The organism is Marinifilum sp. JC120, from assembly GCA_004923195.1.
Classification (GTDB): domain Bacteria; phylum Desulfobacterota; class Desulfovibrionia; order Desulfovibrionales; family Desulfovibrionaceae; genus Maridesulfovibrio.
Genome location: RDSB01000002.1, coordinates 103,862 through 120,627 on the forward strand (window position 1 = coordinate 103,862; position 16,766 = coordinate 120,627).

A 16,766-nucleotide genomic window follows, 5' to 3' on the forward strand; every position below is an offset into this window, starting at 1 on the left:
ACAGGCAGAGCACAAAAATGAAAAAAATAATACTTTACATATTCACATTGCTGGCAGCGGCCGGGATCTCAATAGGAATCCCGGCCTGCTCCAAGATGGGACATGCACCTTCTATGGAGGAAAGCACAATGTACGAAAAATCAGCCAATTACCATAATGGGACCTTCGCCAACGAGACCCCGGTAAACATGACTGTCGAAGGATTTACTTTTGCCAAGGCAATAAATTTTTTCTTTGACCTGAGCCGCACCCCGGACAAAGAACTGCCATACTATCACCTGACCAAGGATTCATTCTCTCCTGATCCTGCTGATTTACAGGTTGCGTGGCTGGGCCATTCATCCATGATCCTCGACATTGACGGGGTGCGTTTGCTCATCGATCCGGTTTTCGGAAACGCATCTCCGGTACCATTCACGGTGAACCGTTTTCAGCCATCGCCCATCAAACGGGAGGAGCTTCCCGAAGTGGACGCGGTAGTAATTTCCCACGACCATTACGACCATCTGGAAATGAGTACCATCAAGTACTTGGCCTCGAAAGTGAAGCTGTTCATCGTCCCATTAGGCGTTGGTTCCCACCTGCGCAAGTGGGGCTGCAAGCCGGAGCAGATTGTTGAGCTGAACTGGAACGAATCCATCATCATCCGCGATGTGGAAATCATCGCTGCCCCTTCGCAACATTTTTCCGGGCGTGGGCTAGGAGACAGATTCAAGACCCTCTGGGCGTCCTTTGTCTTTAAAGGCAGCAATCATCGCGCTTATTATTCCGGCGACGGCGGATATGACGGACGGTTCAAGGAAATCGGTCAGAAGTACGGACCATTCGATCTGACCATGATTGAGTCCGGTGCCTATGACAAAGGCTGGAAGGATGTACACATGATGCCCGAAGAGTCCGTACAGGCACATATTGAACTGGGTGGGAAACACATGCTCCCGGTACATTGGGGAGCCTACGATTTAGCTTTTCACAAGTGGGATGAGCCCATCCGCAGAGTATCTGCTCTGGCCGCAGAACAAGGGATTAATCTGCTGACCCCGCAATTGGGTGAGATCAGCATCCCCGGTTCCAGCACCCACTCAGCATGGTGGGAACCGTCCAAGCAGCAGAAATTGGCTGTTGCTAATTAACTTTGCCTCCGGTGGCTGGGGAAGGGGAAACTCTTGCAAGAGTTTCCCCTTCCCCAGACCCCATCCCCTTCAGAACCTTTCAGTTTGCTTCGCATATAGCGCGATAAAACGACCTTCGAATATACGAACGGCAAAGCCTACTAAAGTTTTGACCTTCTTAGCAAAGCTTGGCACCAAGCGGCACCTTCTTATCCGGCACGCATAAAGCCACGTCTCCATTTTCATCATGAAATCCCGTCACCAAACATTCGGACATGAACGGCCCGATCTGCTTTTTGGGGAAATTGACCACACCTACGACTAATTTACCGGGCAACTCTTCTACTGAATAAAGTTTAGTGATCTGGGCACTGGATTTACGCAGCCCGATGCCGAGGCCGAAATCTATATGCAGGATATAAGCGGGAACTCGCGCTTCTTCAAAAACACACGCTTCGATTATCTTACCGACCCTAAGTTCTACCTTTTCAAAATCATTCCAACTGATTGTATCCATTATTTCCTCCTCAGAAATTGTTATCGTGAGGAAAGAATAGCTGTATCGGCATCATGAATCTTGAATAAAATTGACATAGAGGACGATTATAAAAATTCAGGTAGTGAAACTGAATAAAAACTTTGAAGAGTCCAAAAAAACTTTTTTACACAAATCCACAGGAAAGCGGATTTGGACGTTGCCGAACAGGCAACGCCCCGTAGGGGTGAGCCCCAGGACGGGGCGAATCAAAAAGAACTAAGCCGCCGGAAGCAAAATCAAATTATCAAAAAGCGCGAAGCGCATCAAAATGCTTTCTGATACTGGCGAGGCGTAAGTCCGTACCTGATTTTAAACAGCCGGGTCAGATGACTTTGGTCGGAAAAACCGCACTGTGCGGCGGTATCGGCAATTGAAGAATTCGCAGCGATTAAAGCGCGGGCCTTTTCAAGACGCAACTGGATCAAAAAAGAGTGCGGCGGCAATCCTTTATGGCTGCGGAAAATACGGATCAGGTGAAATTCAGTGCACCCGGCCAGCTCGGCCAGTTCCGCAAGACTCAGGTTGCGATCTATATTGGCGTGCAGGTAATCGACAATCATTGCTACCCGCTCATCTTCGCTTCCGGGCAGAATTGCTCTACCGTCTGCTTGGCTGTAAAGCCCGGAAAGAACCGAAAGGATTCCTTCCTCCACTCCCAACTGATCAGCGGGATAAAGTAGATTATGATGCAAACCGGATAAAGCACGCCAGAGCCGCTTATCTTTTAGCAGCTTGTTACGGAACGGAGAGGATGCAGTTTCGCTGCCCAGCAATTTCAGATTGAGCGAACGGACGAATTTTTCAGAAAAATAAAAGCTGCGCAAATGCCTGCGCTCGGTACAACAGGGACTGTTGGAATGGACGGTTTCCGGTTCGATTATACTTACGGAACCGGGCTGCAAAACATCGGAACAACCTTTCAGGCTATAATTTTCCCCGGACTCGGAATTAAGCCACAGCACGTAGCCGTCATGCAGGTGGCTTTTAAATTCCCGCCCACTACTGCATGAAAGCACTTCCAGCCCCTCCACGGGCGAAGAATAGATAATCTTTCCGTCATTTTTCATGTCATAAATGGAAACCGTTTCTGCTAGCTTGAATCAAGGGAGGCGAGAGTCATTTCAAGTTGGCTTTCTACCCCTGAATAATAAGCCAGCATTGTATCTAGAGCAGAATACTTCTCCTCCAATCTCGTCTGATAAGTATCCAGTCTTGCTTCTTCGTTGTAAATATCATTTTCGAGTTTCACGGTCAGATCATCATAACTTGCTGCGAGCAGCGGAATACTCCCGGTGGAGACATCGGTCAGGTCTGAACACAAATCAGCAATCTGTCCGCACTTGCCCTGCTTTACTGTAACTGTGCTGGAATATGATCCATCGGTCAAATCCGAGACTTCCAGATAAAGTCCGTTGGCATTGCTGTCACTCCCGGCAAGCAAGGTATTACCTTCAATAAACATTTCCTGCCCGTCAATGGTGGCTGACGTTATAGTCCCGCTTGAAATCGTATATTCCACATTATACTCCCCGGCTCCGGTTAATCCTGAAATGGTGGAGATTACCCGCAGATCCGAACTGTCGGTCTCTGCCTCGCCGTTTGCAGCAAAAAGCATGGCAACCGCTTCAGGGTCACCAGCCAAAACATCTTCCAACTCATCATAATCTATTTCAAGCTGGCCGAAAGTGGACGAACCTTCGGTACTGTCCGTGGTTATCCCAATAGCTGACAGTGAAGCATATTTATCTCCCTCCCCGGTCTCGCTGTCATAATACAAAAAACCCAACCCGGCGGACGTAAGTGAGTCTTTAACTGAGTCATAAACAAGATCAAGAGTGGGATCTTTAATATAAACCGTGCCGTTATCGTCATCATCCTCAGCAGCCAGTTCCCCGGTAATATCCAGCAAATCGTACAAAAGCTGATTCACCTCGGAAACAAAAGTTTCAATGGTCTCGACCATGGCATCCGTATCGTAGGAGATCCCAATGTTGATCCCCGCAGAATCCGTAGTGGTGTTGAGGGTCATAGTCATGTTGTCGATAACATCATCAACAGTATTGGAATCACGCTCTATCCATTCATCCGCACCGGAAGGAAAACCATCCACCTTCAGCTGTGAATTCTGGGCAGTCTGTGTGTTAGTGAATGATCCGGCAGTGTATCCGTCAATGGCACTCAAATCAGTAAGACCCACAGCGTTATCTGCTCCGGTATCTTGTCCGCTGAACTTAATATAATAATTATCGCCGTCGCTGATCAGAGAAGCGGTTATTTTATCATCAAAATCCGGGTCGCTGTTAATCTGATCGACCAATTCCTGTGCTGTGGTTCCGGCAGTGACATCCATGGTTATATCCTCTCCGGCATAGGAAAGGGTGACGAATGAATCAGCGGAAACTATGGTCTGATCCGACGAATTTATGGATATTCCCTCAGAAATCCAGATATCTTTTTGGGCCAGTTGGTTCACCACCACATTGTAGGAGTCTTCGGTGGCTCCGTCCTCAATGGACGCCTGAACTTCGCCATCCCCGGTAGTAGACACAGAATAGGCTAAAAACTCATCCATTTCATCCATACCCTGTAACATCCCGGAAAGAGTAATCACTTCTTCATTCAATGCCTCAAGAAGCTCTGAGACAGCTTCTGCCTCTTTCAGATCATCCTGATATTGATCCAACTCATAACTTTCAGCCTCCACAGAGGCATTTATCAAGTCAGTCCAGTCCGTCCCGTCACCGAGTCCGTTAATGGTAAAGCCCCCGGAAGTGGTGTTGGAAGAATAATTGGTAGTTGAAACAGAAGCGACAGCCATAACAGCCTCCTACAAATAATCCATAATGGACATATTGATCACTTCAGACGATGAACTGAGCACTGCCTGATAAACGTACTGAGTCTTACTCAATTCCAAGGTCAGCGCAGTACTGTCTGCATCTTCCTCATCACTGATGGCACTTGCCGCCCGCTCGCGGGAATACGTAATACTCTGAGAGGTAAAATCCGCCTTTTCCTCACGGGCACCCACATTGGAGGTTTCGATCAGCATCCGGTTATAGCCGTCGTCAATGGTTTCAAGGGTAGTCGCTGTCCCCTCTTCATCCCCTATCCACATGTAGGCAATGGAATCACTCATGGATTCAAAAAGATTGGGTTCCGGGTACGGCTCTCCTGTATCCGGGTCCACACCTCCGAAGATATCACTGCCCACGGAATTAACTTCCAGATCCGTACTTTCAGAAATATTGATGGATATGGCCTCGTCAGCACCGTTGTATTGCAGGGAATTACGGACCACGAACTGCCCGCCCGTCTTGGCATCCGAATCATAGGCAGTGACCGCTGTACCGGAATTCATTTCCACAGACACATCGCCCAGTTCCATAGTTGTATCAGGCGGAACAGCCGTACCATCCATAGTCCCGCTCAACCATGTGCTGCCACCGTCAAGGGAATAACTATAATCCACGGCATCGGTCCCAATAGTTCCATCAGAAGTAAATTCTACGATGACCGGATCATCAAGCTCCCCTTCAAAACTAGCAAAATCACTCTTGGTGGGAGAATCCCCGGTAACGGTCACTCCGGGTATATATTCATAAGGAGCGGCATCCGTCGCTTGACCGGAAAAAAGATAATCATCGCCCATTTCGGAATTAGCAATAGCCAGCATGGAATCCTGATAGCCGATCATATTTATGGACATGGCCTGCTGCTGTTCATCGGTATAAGTTCCCGTGGCCCCCTGCTCTACCTGTTCCTTGGCTGAAATCATGATTTCACTGGCTTCGCCCAGCAAACCGTCAGCCGCTCCCAGCAGACTCCCGGCCAGCCCGGCATTATTCTGGTAACTTTCAAGGGTCTGGTCATAACTGCGCAGGTTAACCACATTACCCATGCCCGCAGGATCATCAGAAGGAGCGTTAATCTTTTTCTGTGTCGCTACCTGATTGGTGGCATTCATATAATCAGACAACGACTTACTGACATTACCCATACTCTGGTCATAAATCTGTGATGTACTTACTCTCATGAATGCCTCCCTACATAATGCCCAAAATGGTATCGATCATATCGCGGGTAACGGAAATAATCTGACAGGCTGCCGAATACTGCTGCTGGGCCTTGGTAAGGTTAACCAGCTCCTCGTCCACATTCACACCGCTGACGGATTCCTGCTGATCAGCATAAATCTGGGCAGCGGCAGTGTCGCAGGTAACCTGAGTTTCAGCCTTAGACGCAGCTGCCCCCACACCGGAAACAATTGCAGCCAGATATTCAGTCAGAGATGCATCTGTAGATGACACGCCCTCACCTATTGATACGGTCCGGTTCAGCAAATCGTTTATGGACTTGGCAGTATCATTGCTACCTGACGATACTGTTCCGTCATCCCCAACCTCCCCGGCATTGAGGTGCGAAGGATCGGAAGCAACGTAATCGTTAACCCCGATATCTCCCGCGGAGCTGCCATCAAAAAAAGTATTGATCCCGGTAGCAGCCAGAAAACCGGAACTGTCATCCCCAAATTCAAACGAGGCATCACCCACGACCTGAATTTCGAGCTCCCCATCAGCATTAACTGAAGCGGTCAGGGTTCCTCCGAAGGCTACGTTGATATCTGCCACAACATCATCCAAGGAATCCGTTGCAGGATCGATGGGTATGGCGGAACTAGCGGTCATGTTGCCGTCGACATCATATGTGTAGATGGAGAATTCGCCGGAAGTGATCTTGTCTTCATAATCCAGCCCGCTGCTTGAAAGGGCTGCGGTCTGGTCATTCACGTCGTAAGTTCCCTCAACAGCAGTATGTGATTCCAGCCCTGCGCCCTGTGAATGAGCCACATTGGTTTCCCAGATCAGGGCCGAAGTGTAATCGTCAAGGCTGTCCAGAGTAGGCTCAATGTATTCGTCGCGAGTGATGAATAATCCGGCAATTGAGCCTCCGGTAGTACGCCCGGAAACCGGGTCGCCGCTATCATCGGTCATGGGAGTTATCTCCACCAGACCGCCGGAGCCGCTTTCCCAGAACAGCCCGGTCTTTGAAGTATCATCATCGTATGCGACTGCGAGGTAATGAGTCTCTTCCCCTTCCACAAGCGGCTGTCCGGTCTCGGTATAAATCTTGGTCTGCCCGTCGCTGTAGCTGAGCACTTCCACACCGATGAGTTCATCCAGTTCACGTATGGCCTGATCGCGGCTGGCAACCAGTTCATAATTATCCGGGTTGGCCCCGATCTGCTCATTTAGCAATCCGATGGAATCAATCAGTTCATTGGCGGTATTAACTTGATCGACGATCTCCGATTCCACGCTGGCAGACATATCCTTAAGTTCCGAGGATGTGGAATTAAGTGCATATATTAATGAATCCGTTTCGCCCAACAGAGCTTCACGTTCGGCAAGAGAATCCGGGTAGGTAGAAAGGTCATTCCAGCCGCTCAGGAATTCATCTTGCGCCGCAGCCAGCCCTTGCCCTTCACTCTGGTTGAATATGGAATCCATCTGGGTGAGATATTTATTCTGTGCTTCGCTGGAGGCCAGATCCGCCGAGGCCGCAAGGTATTGCTTTTCAATAAAGCTGTCCCAATTGGCCTGAATTGCAACAATATCCGCGCCTGTACCGAGGCTGTCGCCGTAAACATTAATATTGCCTGTGCTGTCATAAACAGCATCGGCGCGCTGATACCCTTCGGTTTCGGCATTGGCGATGTTGTTGCTGGTCGTGTTGATCGAGACCTGCGCGTTGGCAACGGCCTTTTCACCTATGGACATTGCATTTGATAAACTCATTTTTTATGCCTCCGGCTAATCAACCCATCAACTAACTCTTCAATGAAATCGCAGTCTGTAACAGAGTATCTGCTGTAGTTACGACCTTACTGTTGGCCTGATAGGCGGACTGGATGATGATCAACTCAGTCATTTGTGCTGCGAGATCCACGTTGGAAGCTTCGAGTGAATTGGAAACAACGGTTCCGAACCCTGCGGACCCGGCTGTGCCGATGATGGCTTCACCGGACTCGGTGGTGGCCCGGAACAGGGTTCCGCCTTCGGCTGTCAGTCCGCCTTCGTTGGTGAAATCAGCAAGACCGAGCTGGTATAGTTCGATGGACTGGCTGTTGGAATAATTACCCACAAGGATACCGTTTTCGTCCACTTCCACGGAAACGAGGGACCCGGTGGGATAACCGTCCTGCCCTACGCTGTAGGTGGCGGAAGAACTGTCGCTGTAACTGGTTGTCGCTCCTAGCTCGAGGGTGTAATCAGAAAATGAAGGCAGATCCGAATAAGCGGTGGCTGCGGTTATATCGCCAAGGGTATTGATCCCCCCGGAAGTATCCCATGTTGCATCATCGCTGGACATGCCGAAATTTATGGCAACATCCTGCCCGCTGGTACTTCCGGTAAAGTTGAGATTTACCTCCGGGTAGCCTTCGGGGCTGAGGTCAGCCAAGCCCCACTGATCGGGGTCCTTGGTGTCGGCAGAAGTGGCTGCATTGGAGAGAGTAAAAGCAGTCATGGAAGTCATCTGCCCTTCAGAATTGAAGGTCATGGTTCCGGTCATACTCAGACCTGCACCGCTGGTAGTATTCAAAGCATTGCCCCCCGATCCGGTACGCTGATCGTCTTCAGCTTCAGTAGCAGCCACATATTCCCAGATAATATTACCGTCAGAATCCACATCCACCGGGTCCATGTAATAGGTCATGTCATGGGCGGAACCGTTTTCATCATAAACAGTCATGGTGGTTGAATAACTGTACTGCGAATCATCAAGTGGAGGATTGTTGGTACCGTCATAAAGCTCGAAGAGGGATGTGTAAGGATTGGTTGTTTTAGCCTCATCCACACTCTGGGAATCAAGATTCATGGTCAGACTGATTTCAGAAGTAGCTTTCGGCGGTGACTGGGATTGGTCCAGCTGAATTGTGGTCAGTGAACCGGATGCGGTTCCGTCTTCGATTTCCCAACCCTGCACCTGATTACCGTAGGGATCGACCAGATAGCCGTCTTTATCGAAATCAAAATTCCCTGCGCGGGTGTAGTAGGTTGTGCTGGTGTCCGGGTCCACTACTACAAAGTAACCGTCACCATTGAGAGCAACGTTGGTGGAAATGCTGGAATCTTCATAAGATCCCTGAGTGTAATCGGTATTAATAGTGGAAACCCCGGCCCCGTTACCGACCTGTGAAAGCCCTCCTCCTGTGGTGATGGTGGAGTAAAAGACATCCTCAAAAACTGCGTCCGAACTCTTGAACCCTACGGTGGAAGAGTTGGCGAGGTTGTTGGAAACCACGGATGTTGCCTGAGAGTTGACATTAAGGCCTGAAATACCTGTGTACAAAGAACTGGTGACACTCATTTTTATGCTCCTGTGTTTGTAAAATTTATTTAAATGAATGAAACGTCGGTAATGGAAACTTCCCGGCCGTCATTAAGGGTAAGAGTGGTCTTGCCTGAATCATCCTGGTTCACTGCGGTGATGGTTCCGGGGGACTTGATGTAGACAGGTACGGAAGCGTCATTGGCATCATTGGCGAAGACCATAGCTACGTAAGTTCCGTTTGATTCGAGATTGCTATCGCTGAGCAGGTCTTTGCCGAAAATTTCAAACTCACCAGCTTCGAGGTCGGTGTAGTAAACGGTGTCCACGAGGGTTCCGTCAGAGTTGTAAATATTGAGACCGAGCGTGGATGCGTCTTCCTGAAGATCAATGGTCACGTTAGTGGCATCACCGCTTTCAACAGTGATGACCCCGCCGTCGGCCATGACTTCCTCGCCGATGTAGCTGGAAGTACTCAGAGCGGAGATGGCATCCAGTTTATTAATGATGGTCTCCAGATTTTCGTTCTGCTGCACATCTTCATCGAGCATCGAATAGCTGGTCATCTGGTTGACCATTTCCGTGTTATCCACCGGGTTTGTAGGGTCCTGATATTCCAGCTGAGTTGTCAGCAGAGTCAGGAAATCGACCTGATCAAGAGAGGTATTGTCGCTGGCTGTGGCAGTGGAAGTTGTTGTGTCGGTGGTGTAGCTGATGCCTTCAATGGTCATGATACAACCCTCCTCTCACTTGCCGCTGAAAAGTGTCGGCGGAGCTTTTGTATTGCCTGATGCTTAATGCAGCGTACTGTACAGGAGGTGATCCCCAACTGTTTTGCAACTTCAACAGCCTTTAAATCTCCCCAAAAAATCATCCTGACCACTTCATCCTGACGTTTAGACAAAAGTCCTTCAGGTAGATTAAAATCAATTTTATCTTTTTCTAATTCAGGAATATCGCTTAAATCTTCTACATTAATATATATGCGATTGTTTTTTCTCATATAATCGACAGCGACAGAGCGGCTTATGATATATAGCCATGTATTGAGTGAACTTTTCTTAGAGGAATACTTTGATATGTAATTATTTTTTAAAATCTTTAATGCTACTTCCTGACATACTTCATCTACATCACTTTTATTAACACCAATATATTTAGAAAATAAAAATTTATTAACCACATTTTTTATATAGTTAATGTTGCCATCAAAAAAACAATTAACTTCTCTTTCAGAAATATAATCGTATTTGTTTTCAATGTAAGTATTCATAGTTCCTCCTAATGGTTAGAAAGAAGCAACCTACATTCCATTCAACATTAACTTAGAAACATATTACATTCAGAATAGAACAGATTGGATTTATGGTTTGTTAAATAGCTGTAGGAGAATTAATAAAAAATGGCCGAAATTAACGATTCTTAAGTCGAGAAAGCCATTCAGATAATTGAAGAAAGTTTCAGCAGCACGAATCGACAGAAAGGGAATTATTTGCCGCATGTTTCACCCCGGCGCAGAACACAAAAAAGGCCGTAATCCCAGCAGTTAAGGAGTACGGCCTTGAACTTCCCGCCCAAAAAAAGACCCGGTATAAACCGGGTCGATCAAGATCTTAAAACTGTCTAATTAACCGATGAGAGACAATGCCATCTGGGGCAGAGAGTTCGCCTGCGCGAGCATGGATACAGCGGACTGGGTGATAATCTGCTGCTTGGAATAGTTGGTCATCTCGGTTGCCACATCAACGTCAGAGATCTGAGATTCTGCTGATTGCAGGTTTTCACCCTGAATCTCAAGGTTTGAAATAGTAGCCTCAAGCCTGTTCTCAAGAGCACCGAGATTTGCCCTGATCTTATCCTTGGAAGTAATGGCATTATCGAGAGCTTCGAGTGACGCCTGAGCCGCTTCCTGAGTGGATACGGTGTACCCGGCATTCACAGCACTGTTATTGCCGATTCCGAGAGAAGATGCGGTGCAGTTACCGATCTCAACATCATACTTGTCTTCCGCACTATCGTTACCGGTTCCGAAGTGAATGGTAACAGCGTTATCACCGGAAACATTACCGTTAAGCAGGTGAATACCGTTGAAATCGGTAGCACTGGCGATTCTGGTAATCTCGGAAGCCATGGCCTGATATTCCTGATCAATCAGGGCACGCTGAGATGAGGTGTAAGTACCGGTTGCAGCCTGCTCTGCCAGTTCCTTCATGCGAATGAGCTTTTCATCCACAACACCAAGGGCACCGTCAGCGGTCTGAATCATGGAAATACCGTCATTGGCATTTCGCACACCCTGTTGCAGGGTGGAGATATCCGAACGCATGAGTTCGCGCACAGCCAGCCCTGCTGCATCATCCGCAGCAGAGTTGATACGCAATCCTGAAGACATCTTCTCAGTAGAAGAACTGAGTGCACTGTAGGAATCATTAAGGTGTCTAGCGGTCGCATTTGCAACGGTATTGTTATTGATTACTAAAGACATAAAAACCTCCGTGTTGTATCGTACATCCTTGCACTTTCAACAGGTGACCAATTCACCTGTCTATACTTGCTTATACGCAGCGGAGGTAAAGAACGTTTACATGGGAAATATTTTCATACCCCGTTCAAGTTTCGGACACTATAGACAAATCAACCCTGCCTTAACATTTCTTAAGCTATTTAACATTTATTTACACTAAACTTATTTGCTTATCCCTTCTAAACACATAGTATGCCTCGCAGGAGAACATTATGAACAAGATACTTCTTATCGACGACGACCCGGAAATGGGAGAACTTTTATCCACCTATCTGGACGGCGAAGGTTACAGCCTGCACCACAAGTGCACTGCAAAGGAAGGCCTCAAGTCATTCGGCTGTGAAGAATACGACCTTGTGCTGCTGGATATTGTCCTGCCTGATATCAGCGGACTGAATGTGCTGGAAAAAATCAGGCTGGATTCTACGGTTCCGGTAATAATGCTTACCGGTAAAGGTGATGAAGTAGACAGAGTAGTCGGCCTTGAAATGGGTGCTGACGATTACATCTGCAAACCCTTCCCATTGCGGGAGCTGCTGGCCCGCATGCGCGCATCCCTGCGCCGCTGCACCATGATGCCTCAATCAGCAAGCATCACCCCCAGCTCACGGGGTAAACTCAAAGTAGGTGAACTGGACATCAACCTTGATTCCCATTCCATTATGGTTAAAGGGATTGAAACCCACTTCACAGCGGCTGAATTCAGCATTATTGAGCATCTGGCTTCCAGCTGCGGAAAACTCATTGAGCGTGATGAACTTATGGAAATAGCCCTCGGCAGGAGTGCCGACTTCGATGACTATGTGCTCAACGTGCATATGAGCAATCTGCGTCGCAAAATCGGCGACTCAGTTTCAATCAAAACCATCCGCGGACGCGGATATATGATGACCTCAAGGACTCAGGCCGAAGCATGATCCGACTGCGGCTGGCAGTTGTTGCCCTCTCTCTCATTATTCTGGCCATGGTGGCCGGAGCCGCACCAAGTTTTGCAGAAGACAGGGATGTCTCTGCTGAACTGGAAAATCTCGACCTCGAAGACCTTCTGCAAGTCGAAATGGTCTCCCCTTCCGAACGCAAGCAATCCCTTGAAAACATCGCCGGTTCATACACCATCCTCACCGAGGAGGACATCAAACGCAGCGGCGCCAGATCGGTTCCCGAAGCACTACGCACGGTTCCCGGAGTGGTTGTCACCCGTACCGACACGGACAAATGGGCCATCGGAGTCAGAGGGTTTTCAGGCACATTCAACAGCAAACAACTTATTCTGGTGGATAACCGCCCGATCACATCCCCATATTTCCACGGGGTTATCTGGTCCAGCCAGAACCTGCCCATCCAGATGGTCAAGCGAATTGAAATTATCCGCGGACCATGGACCAGTCTTTGGGGCTCAGAATCATTCAACGGCGTAATCAACATTATCACCAAATCTGCCGCTGAAATGCAGGGAACCCAAAGCGTAACCACAGCCGGAACCGAAGGAGTCAGCCAATTCATCCGTCAGGGCGGACACATTTCCGAAAACGCAACTATGGCCGTATACGCCAAGGGCGGATATGAACCGGGCAAGAATTACCGCATCCGGGGACGCACCGAAAAAGGTTCCACCGACTGGATTACCGGAAGCGGCGGATTCCGCGCCGACTGGCTCAACGCATACACCGACCAGTTCTCGCTGCAAGGCCAGCTGGCAGGGTCATCAATTACGGAACACTCCCCTCCGGGCAACCTGTTTTCAGCCAATAAAAATAAAAATGATTACAACGGCTATGCCCAGATTCTGTGGGACAGAAAAACCGGGGCCCGCTCCGGCATGCAATTCCGCAGTTCCTACACCCGGACTGAAATTACTGTCGCGGACATGGAAAACATGTCCAACACCGTTGATGCGGAATTCATATATTCCAACGAACAATTTGAAGACCATTTCCTGACCTTCGGAATCGGAGGAAAATATTTTTGGGATGACTTTAAACAAGGCAAAAAAGTACAGGTTTCAAACGATAGTATTTACCGTCTGGATTTCAGTGGATTTGCTAAAGACCGCATTACCCTCATTGATGAGAAACTGTTCCTGACCCTCGGCTTGAAGCTTGATTATTCCGGTGACTCCAGCTTAGCCCCCCAACCCACGGCCCGGCTTCTGTACATGGAAGATGACGAAGAATACTGGCTGGCATATTCATACGCTAACCGAAAGCCGGGTTACTGGCTGCGCGATGGAAGCTACCGAATCAGGGTACGGGACAAAGAATACACGATGGACTTCAGCGATGACCTTGATAATGAAAAGCTGAATTCCTTTGAAGCCGGATACCGCAAACTCTTCAGCGAAACCCTGAAGCTGGATGTATCCCTGTACCTGAACAGCTATGACCAGATGGTTACCTTCAGTTTTGACGACGACACTAAAACCGCCACCCCGATAAGTGGACTAAGCGGACTTTCCTACGGAACTGAAATAGCATTTGACTGGCAGCCATATTCATTCCTGACCCTGCGTCCTTCCATTGATATTTCCAATCAAGATTTCCAAAAAGTCCCGGACGGAATTCCCGGTTTTTCACCGCCGCTGAACACTCCGATGTACAACCTCAAGCTACAAGCCCTGATAGAACTGGCCGAAGATTGGGAACTGGGTCTGTTCACTTCCTACTTGAACAGCATGGATGATAAGGACCTTTCCACCGGATTCGGCTTTGATGCCCGTCTAGCGTGGCAGGCCCGTAAAGACTTATCCCTTGAACTAATCGGCAATAACCTGCTGACCTCTGCCGGTGAAAGCAATTTCTCCCCTGTGGAACCATCCTGCACGCTGAGGTTGACATGGGACTTCTAAAAACCCATAAAATTCTGGCAATCACAATTGCCACTCTTTTTATGGTATGTTCCATGCTTGAACTAACGGCACATGCCCGTGCTAAAACCGGACATCAACGCAGGATCAAAGTTACCCAGCCGCAACTGCAAGCTTTATTCATCAAGAAAATCACCAAATACGTACTTGGTCCTGATAGGCGCAGAATCGTTGCCCAGCGTCCGGTAACCGTGGCGGCAATCACACCGAAAAAAATTTCCCGCTTCTTCAGAAAACCGGGCAAGTTCAAGCTGGTTCGCTGGCCGGATGAAGAAAGCAAAGTCCTCTTCGTTGATGTGAACAACCCGCGTGTCATTGCTGCTGTATTAAAAAAAGTAAAAGGCAAACCGATTCTGACCATCGGCCAGAGCCCGGACTTTCTGCGCCTCGGAGGCATGATAAACCTTGTGGAATCCGGTTCACGCTTTAAATTGCAGGTCAACATCTGCGCCGCGCGCAAGGCTGGGCTGACCATCAGTTCAAAGCTGCTAAACCTGTCTGAAATATATTGCGGAGACATCCCTCAATGAAAAAATACAGGAACAGCATCGGGCGCAAAGTAGGCCTTGCGATTCTGGGTACGACCATTGCCGCGGTGATAATCTCCATGACCCTTAATATCGCGTCCATTTTCCATTCGTTCAGGCAGGGCACAATAAAAAAAGCCACCTCCCTGACGCAGGTACTTAGCACTTCAGTAGCCCCGGCCCTTGATTTTGATGACCGGGATTCAGCAACCGAAGTTCTTGAATCGCTAACACTTGTCGGCAATTCAGTAGGCGCGACCATTTTTACCTCTGACGGGCAGGTCTTCGCAGCATTCGGGACTCAGGCTGAAACACTTCCAGCAGAAACTTCTGAAATAGTGGAAAGCTTCAACAGCTACCGCATAGTACAGGAGATTAAGTCCGGTGATGAGTTGCTGGGCTACATTGTCCTTGATGGCTGCTTTACCGACCAACTGGACTGGTTTTTCCAGAATCTGGCTACATCAGGACTTATCTTGATCACGGTTCTGACCACTTGTTTCCTGACTACCAATTTTATCCGTAAAAAACTGACTCAACCCATCGGACAACTGACTGATACAGTGCGCGATATATCAGAAAGTAAAGACTACACCCGGCGTGTTTCCTACCGCAGTGATGATGAAATTGGCTATCTGGTCACGGAATTCAACTCCATGCTGGCCAAAATAGACAAGAGAGATGCATGGCTGAACAGCCACCGGGAAATGCTGGAAAATATTGTTTCACAGCGCACCAAGCAATTACGCTCCAAGCAGGCGGAACTGGAAAGAAAGAATAAATTGCTGGTGCAGCAAATTCATGAAAGGCGCACTGCGGAAATGATCCGCGATGAAGTTGAACGTATCAATCGGCACGACCTCAAATCTTCGCTGAACCTTGTCATCGGTTACCCGGAGCTACTGCTCAACAGCGAAACCCCGCTTACCACAGAGCAGCGCAAATACATCAAGCGCATCGCTTCCGCAGGCTACCGCATGCTGGACATGATCCAGTTCCATCTGGATATGTTCAAGATGGAGCAGGGAATCTACCGCTTAAAAACCATGCGCATAGATCTCGTGGACCTGATGACCTCGCTGGAAGAGGAAATGGCCCTGTTGCTGAACCAGTCCAAAGTAAAGCTTTCCATTCAGCTGGATGATAATGAAATTGAAGGGGTTGAAGAACTGTTCCTGACCGGTGAAGGTATGCTCCTGCGGACAATGTTCAGAAACCTGATCAAAAACGCGGTAGAAGCTTCCAATGAAGGCGATACCGTAACCATCGCTATCAAAAGCGGTCCGCCCATATCAATCAGCGTCAGGAACACCCTCGCGGTTCCCGATGAGATCAGGAAAAGATTTTTCGATAAATACGTCACTCTCGGAAAAGAGGACGGCACCGGACTCGGCACATACTCTGCCAAGCTCATTGCCGAGACCCACAAGGCTACGATAACAATGCACTCGGCTGAAGCCACCGGAACGGAAGTGACAGCCAGTTTTGTGGATGAAAACAGCGCGGCATAGCCGCACTTTCAAACATCATAAATATGAGTAGGTAAATTATGTGGATACGTGAGTGGAAATGTACATGCCCGGAAGAAACAACCAAAGGTTTTCTTGGCTATTTAAATGAAACCGGAGTCAAAGACACCCAGTCTTTGGATGGTTGCTGCGGATACAAAATTTTCATCAGAACGTTGGATAACGAATCTGAAATAACGTTGCACACTTATTGGCAGACAAAGGAACAAATGAAATATTACGCAGGGGAAAACATGTATCACGCGGTTTTGTATCCTGAAGATGCAAAATATAGAATTACACCGGACCATGAAGTCAAAGTTTATGAGGAAATCGCCTCACAGCATCCCTGATGGGCAAGC

Annotated in this window: 15 protein-coding genes; 6 read left to right on the forward strand and 9 right to left on the reverse strand. The window is 48.3% G+C overall.

Annotation, left to right across the window (positions count from 1 at the left end; all coding sequences use genetic code 11):
* The first annotated feature begins 17 nt into the window (after positions 1-17).
* Positions 18-1,133: a hydrolase gene (locus tag D0S45_03135; GenBank protein ID TIH19188.1), complete on the forward strand. Its 1,116-nt coding sequence runs from the start codon at positions 18-20 to the stop codon at positions 1,131-1,133.
* Between the two features lie 157 nt (positions 1,134-1,290).
* On the opposite strand, the gene D0S45_03140 is transcribed toward D0S45_03135, so the two are convergent.
* The 9 genes from D0S45_03140 to D0S45_03180 form a co-directional block, all read right to left on the reverse strand.
* A complete protein-coding gene (locus tag D0S45_03140; protein ID TIH19189.1) occupies positions 1,291-1,629 on the reverse strand; it encodes a tRNA-binding protein in 339 nt (112 codons plus the stop codon).
* A gap of 284 nt (positions 1,630-1,913) precedes the next feature.
* A complete protein-coding gene (locus tag D0S45_03145; GenBank protein TIH19190.1) occupies positions 1,914-2,717 on the reverse strand; it encodes an AraC family transcriptional regulator in 804 nt (267 codons plus the stop codon).
* Between the two features lie 23 nt (positions 2,718-2,740).
* A complete protein-coding gene (locus tag D0S45_03150) occupies positions 2,741-4,468 on the reverse strand; it encodes a flagellar hook protein (protein TIH19191.1) in 1,728 nt (575 codons plus the stop codon).
* Positions 4,469-4,477: 9 nt separating this feature from the next.
* A complete protein-coding gene (locus D0S45_03155; GenBank protein ID TIH19192.1) occupies positions 4,478-5,686 on the reverse strand; it encodes a flagellar hook protein in 1,209 nt (402 codons plus the stop codon).
* Between the two features lie 10 nt (positions 5,687-5,696).
* Positions 5,697-7,448 carry a flagellar hook-associated protein FlgK gene (gene flgK / locus D0S45_03160; GenBank protein TIH19193.1) on the reverse strand — a complete coding sequence of 584 codons (1,752 nt, stop codon included), beginning with the start codon at positions 7,446-7,448 and terminating at the stop codon, positions 5,697-5,699.
* A gap of 31 nt (positions 7,449-7,479) precedes the next feature.
* Entirely contained in the window at positions 7,480-9,021 is a 1,542-nt protein-coding gene (locus D0S45_03165; protein ID TIH19194.1) for a flagellar hook protein FlgE, read from the reverse strand.
* 29 nt (positions 9,022-9,050) lie between these two features.
* Entirely contained in the window at positions 9,051-9,713 is a 663-nt protein-coding gene (locus D0S45_03170; GenBank protein ID TIH19195.1) for a flagellar hook assembly protein FlgD, read from the reverse strand.
* Entirely contained in the window at positions 9,710-10,255 is a 546-nt protein-coding gene (locus tag D0S45_03175) for a sigma-70 family RNA polymerase sigma factor (protein TIH19196.1), read from the reverse strand. The genes D0S45_03170 and D0S45_03175 overlap by 4 nt, the downstream gene beginning before the upstream one ends.
* Before the next feature lie 354 nt (positions 10,256-10,609).
* Positions 10,610-11,467 carry a flagellin gene (locus D0S45_03180; GenBank protein TIH19197.1) on the reverse strand — a complete coding sequence of 286 codons (858 nt, stop codon included), beginning with the start codon at positions 11,465-11,467 and terminating at the stop codon, positions 10,610-10,612.
* A 251-nt stretch (positions 11,468-11,718) separates the two neighbouring features.
* Here D0S45_03180 and D0S45_03185 point away from each other — a divergent pair, with 251 nt between their 5' ends.
* Genes D0S45_03185 through D0S45_03205 form a run of 5 tightly spaced genes read left to right on the forward strand, consistent with a single transcriptional unit; the run spans position 11,719 to position 16,757 of the window.
* A complete protein-coding gene (locus D0S45_03185; GenBank protein TIH19198.1) occupies positions 11,719-12,423 on the forward strand; it encodes a DNA-binding response regulator in 705 nt (234 codons plus the stop codon).
* Positions 12,420-14,351: a TonB-dependent receptor gene (locus D0S45_03190; protein TIH19199.1), complete on the forward strand. Its 1,932-nt coding sequence runs from the start codon at positions 12,420-12,422 to the stop codon at positions 14,349-14,351. Before D0S45_03185 ends, D0S45_03190 begins: the two co-directional genes overlap by 4 nt.
* Positions 14,339-14,899 carry a YfiR family protein gene (locus D0S45_03195; GenBank protein TIH19200.1) on the forward strand — a complete coding sequence of 187 codons (561 nt, stop codon included), beginning with the start codon at positions 14,339-14,341 and terminating at the stop codon, positions 14,897-14,899. The genes D0S45_03190 and D0S45_03195 overlap by 13 nt, the downstream gene beginning before the upstream one ends.
* On the forward strand, positions 14,896-16,407 hold the full coding sequence (locus D0S45_03200) for a HAMP domain-containing protein (protein ID TIH19201.1): 1,512 nt from the start codon (positions 14,896-14,898) through the stop codon (positions 16,405-16,407). Before D0S45_03195 ends, D0S45_03200 begins: the two co-directional genes overlap by 4 nt.
* A gap of 38 nt (positions 16,408-16,445) precedes the next feature.
* A complete protein-coding gene (locus D0S45_03205) occupies positions 16,446-16,757 on the forward strand; it encodes an antibiotic biosynthesis monooxygenase (GenBank protein TIH19202.1) in 312 nt (103 codons plus the stop codon).
* Positions 16,758-16,766: the final 9 nt, after the last annotated feature.

What these genes read in the sequence shown, in the direction of transcription:
- flgK (TIH19193.1), bottom strand. Translation starts at nt 7,448, where the DNA reads ATGAGTTTATCAAATGCAATGTCCATAGGTGAAAAGGCCGTTGCCAAC.
- D0S45_03175 (TIH19196.1), bottom strand. Translation starts at nt 10,255, where the DNA reads ATGAATACTTACATTGAAAACAAATACGATTATATTTCTGAAAGAGAA.
- D0S45_03165 (TIH19194.1), bottom strand. Translation starts at nt 9,021, where the DNA reads ATGAGTGTCACCAGTTCTTTGTACACAGGTATTTCAGGCCTTAATGTC.
- D0S45_03170 (TIH19195.1), bottom strand. Translation starts at nt 9,713, where the DNA reads ATGACCATTGAAGGCATCAGCTACACCACCGACACAACAACTTCCACT.
- D0S45_03195 (TIH19200.1), top strand. Translation starts at nt 14,339, where the DNA reads ATGGGACTTCTAAAAACCCATAAAATTCTGGCAATCACAATTGCCACT.
- D0S45_03145 (TIH19190.1), bottom strand. Translation starts at nt 2,717, where the DNA reads ATGAAAAATGACGGAAAGATTATCTATTCTTCGCCCGTGGAGGGGCTG.
- D0S45_03190 (TIH19199.1), top strand. Translation starts at nt 12,420, where the DNA reads ATGATCCGACTGCGGCTGGCAGTTGTTGCCCTCTCTCTCATTATTCTG.
- D0S45_03205 (TIH19202.1), top strand. Translation starts at nt 16,446, where the DNA reads ATGTGGATACGTGAGTGGAAATGTACATGCCCGGAAGAAACAACCAAA.
- D0S45_03150 (TIH19191.1), bottom strand. Translation starts at nt 4,468, where the DNA reads ATGGCTGTCGCTTCTGTTTCAACTACCAATTATTCTTCCAACACCACT.
- D0S45_03155 (TIH19192.1), bottom strand. Translation starts at nt 5,686, where the DNA reads ATGAGAGTAAGTACATCACAGATTTATGACCAGAGTATGGGTAATGTC.
- D0S45_03180 (TIH19197.1), bottom strand. Translation starts at nt 11,467, where the DNA reads ATGTCTTTAGTAATCAATAACAATACCGTTGCAAATGCGACCGCTAGA.
- D0S45_03140 (TIH19189.1), bottom strand. Translation starts at nt 1,629, where the DNA reads ATGGATACAATCAGTTGGAATGATTTTGAAAAGGTAGAACTTAGGGTC.
- D0S45_03200 (TIH19201.1), top strand. Translation starts at nt 14,896, where the DNA reads ATGAAAAAATACAGGAACAGCATCGGGCGCAAAGTAGGCCTTGCGATT.
- D0S45_03185 (TIH19198.1), top strand. Translation starts at nt 11,719, where the DNA reads ATGAACAAGATACTTCTTATCGACGACGACCCGGAAATGGGAGAACTT.
- D0S45_03135 (TIH19188.1), top strand. Translation starts at nt 18, where the DNA reads ATGAAAAAAATAATACTTTACATATTCACATTGCTGGCAGCGGCCGGG.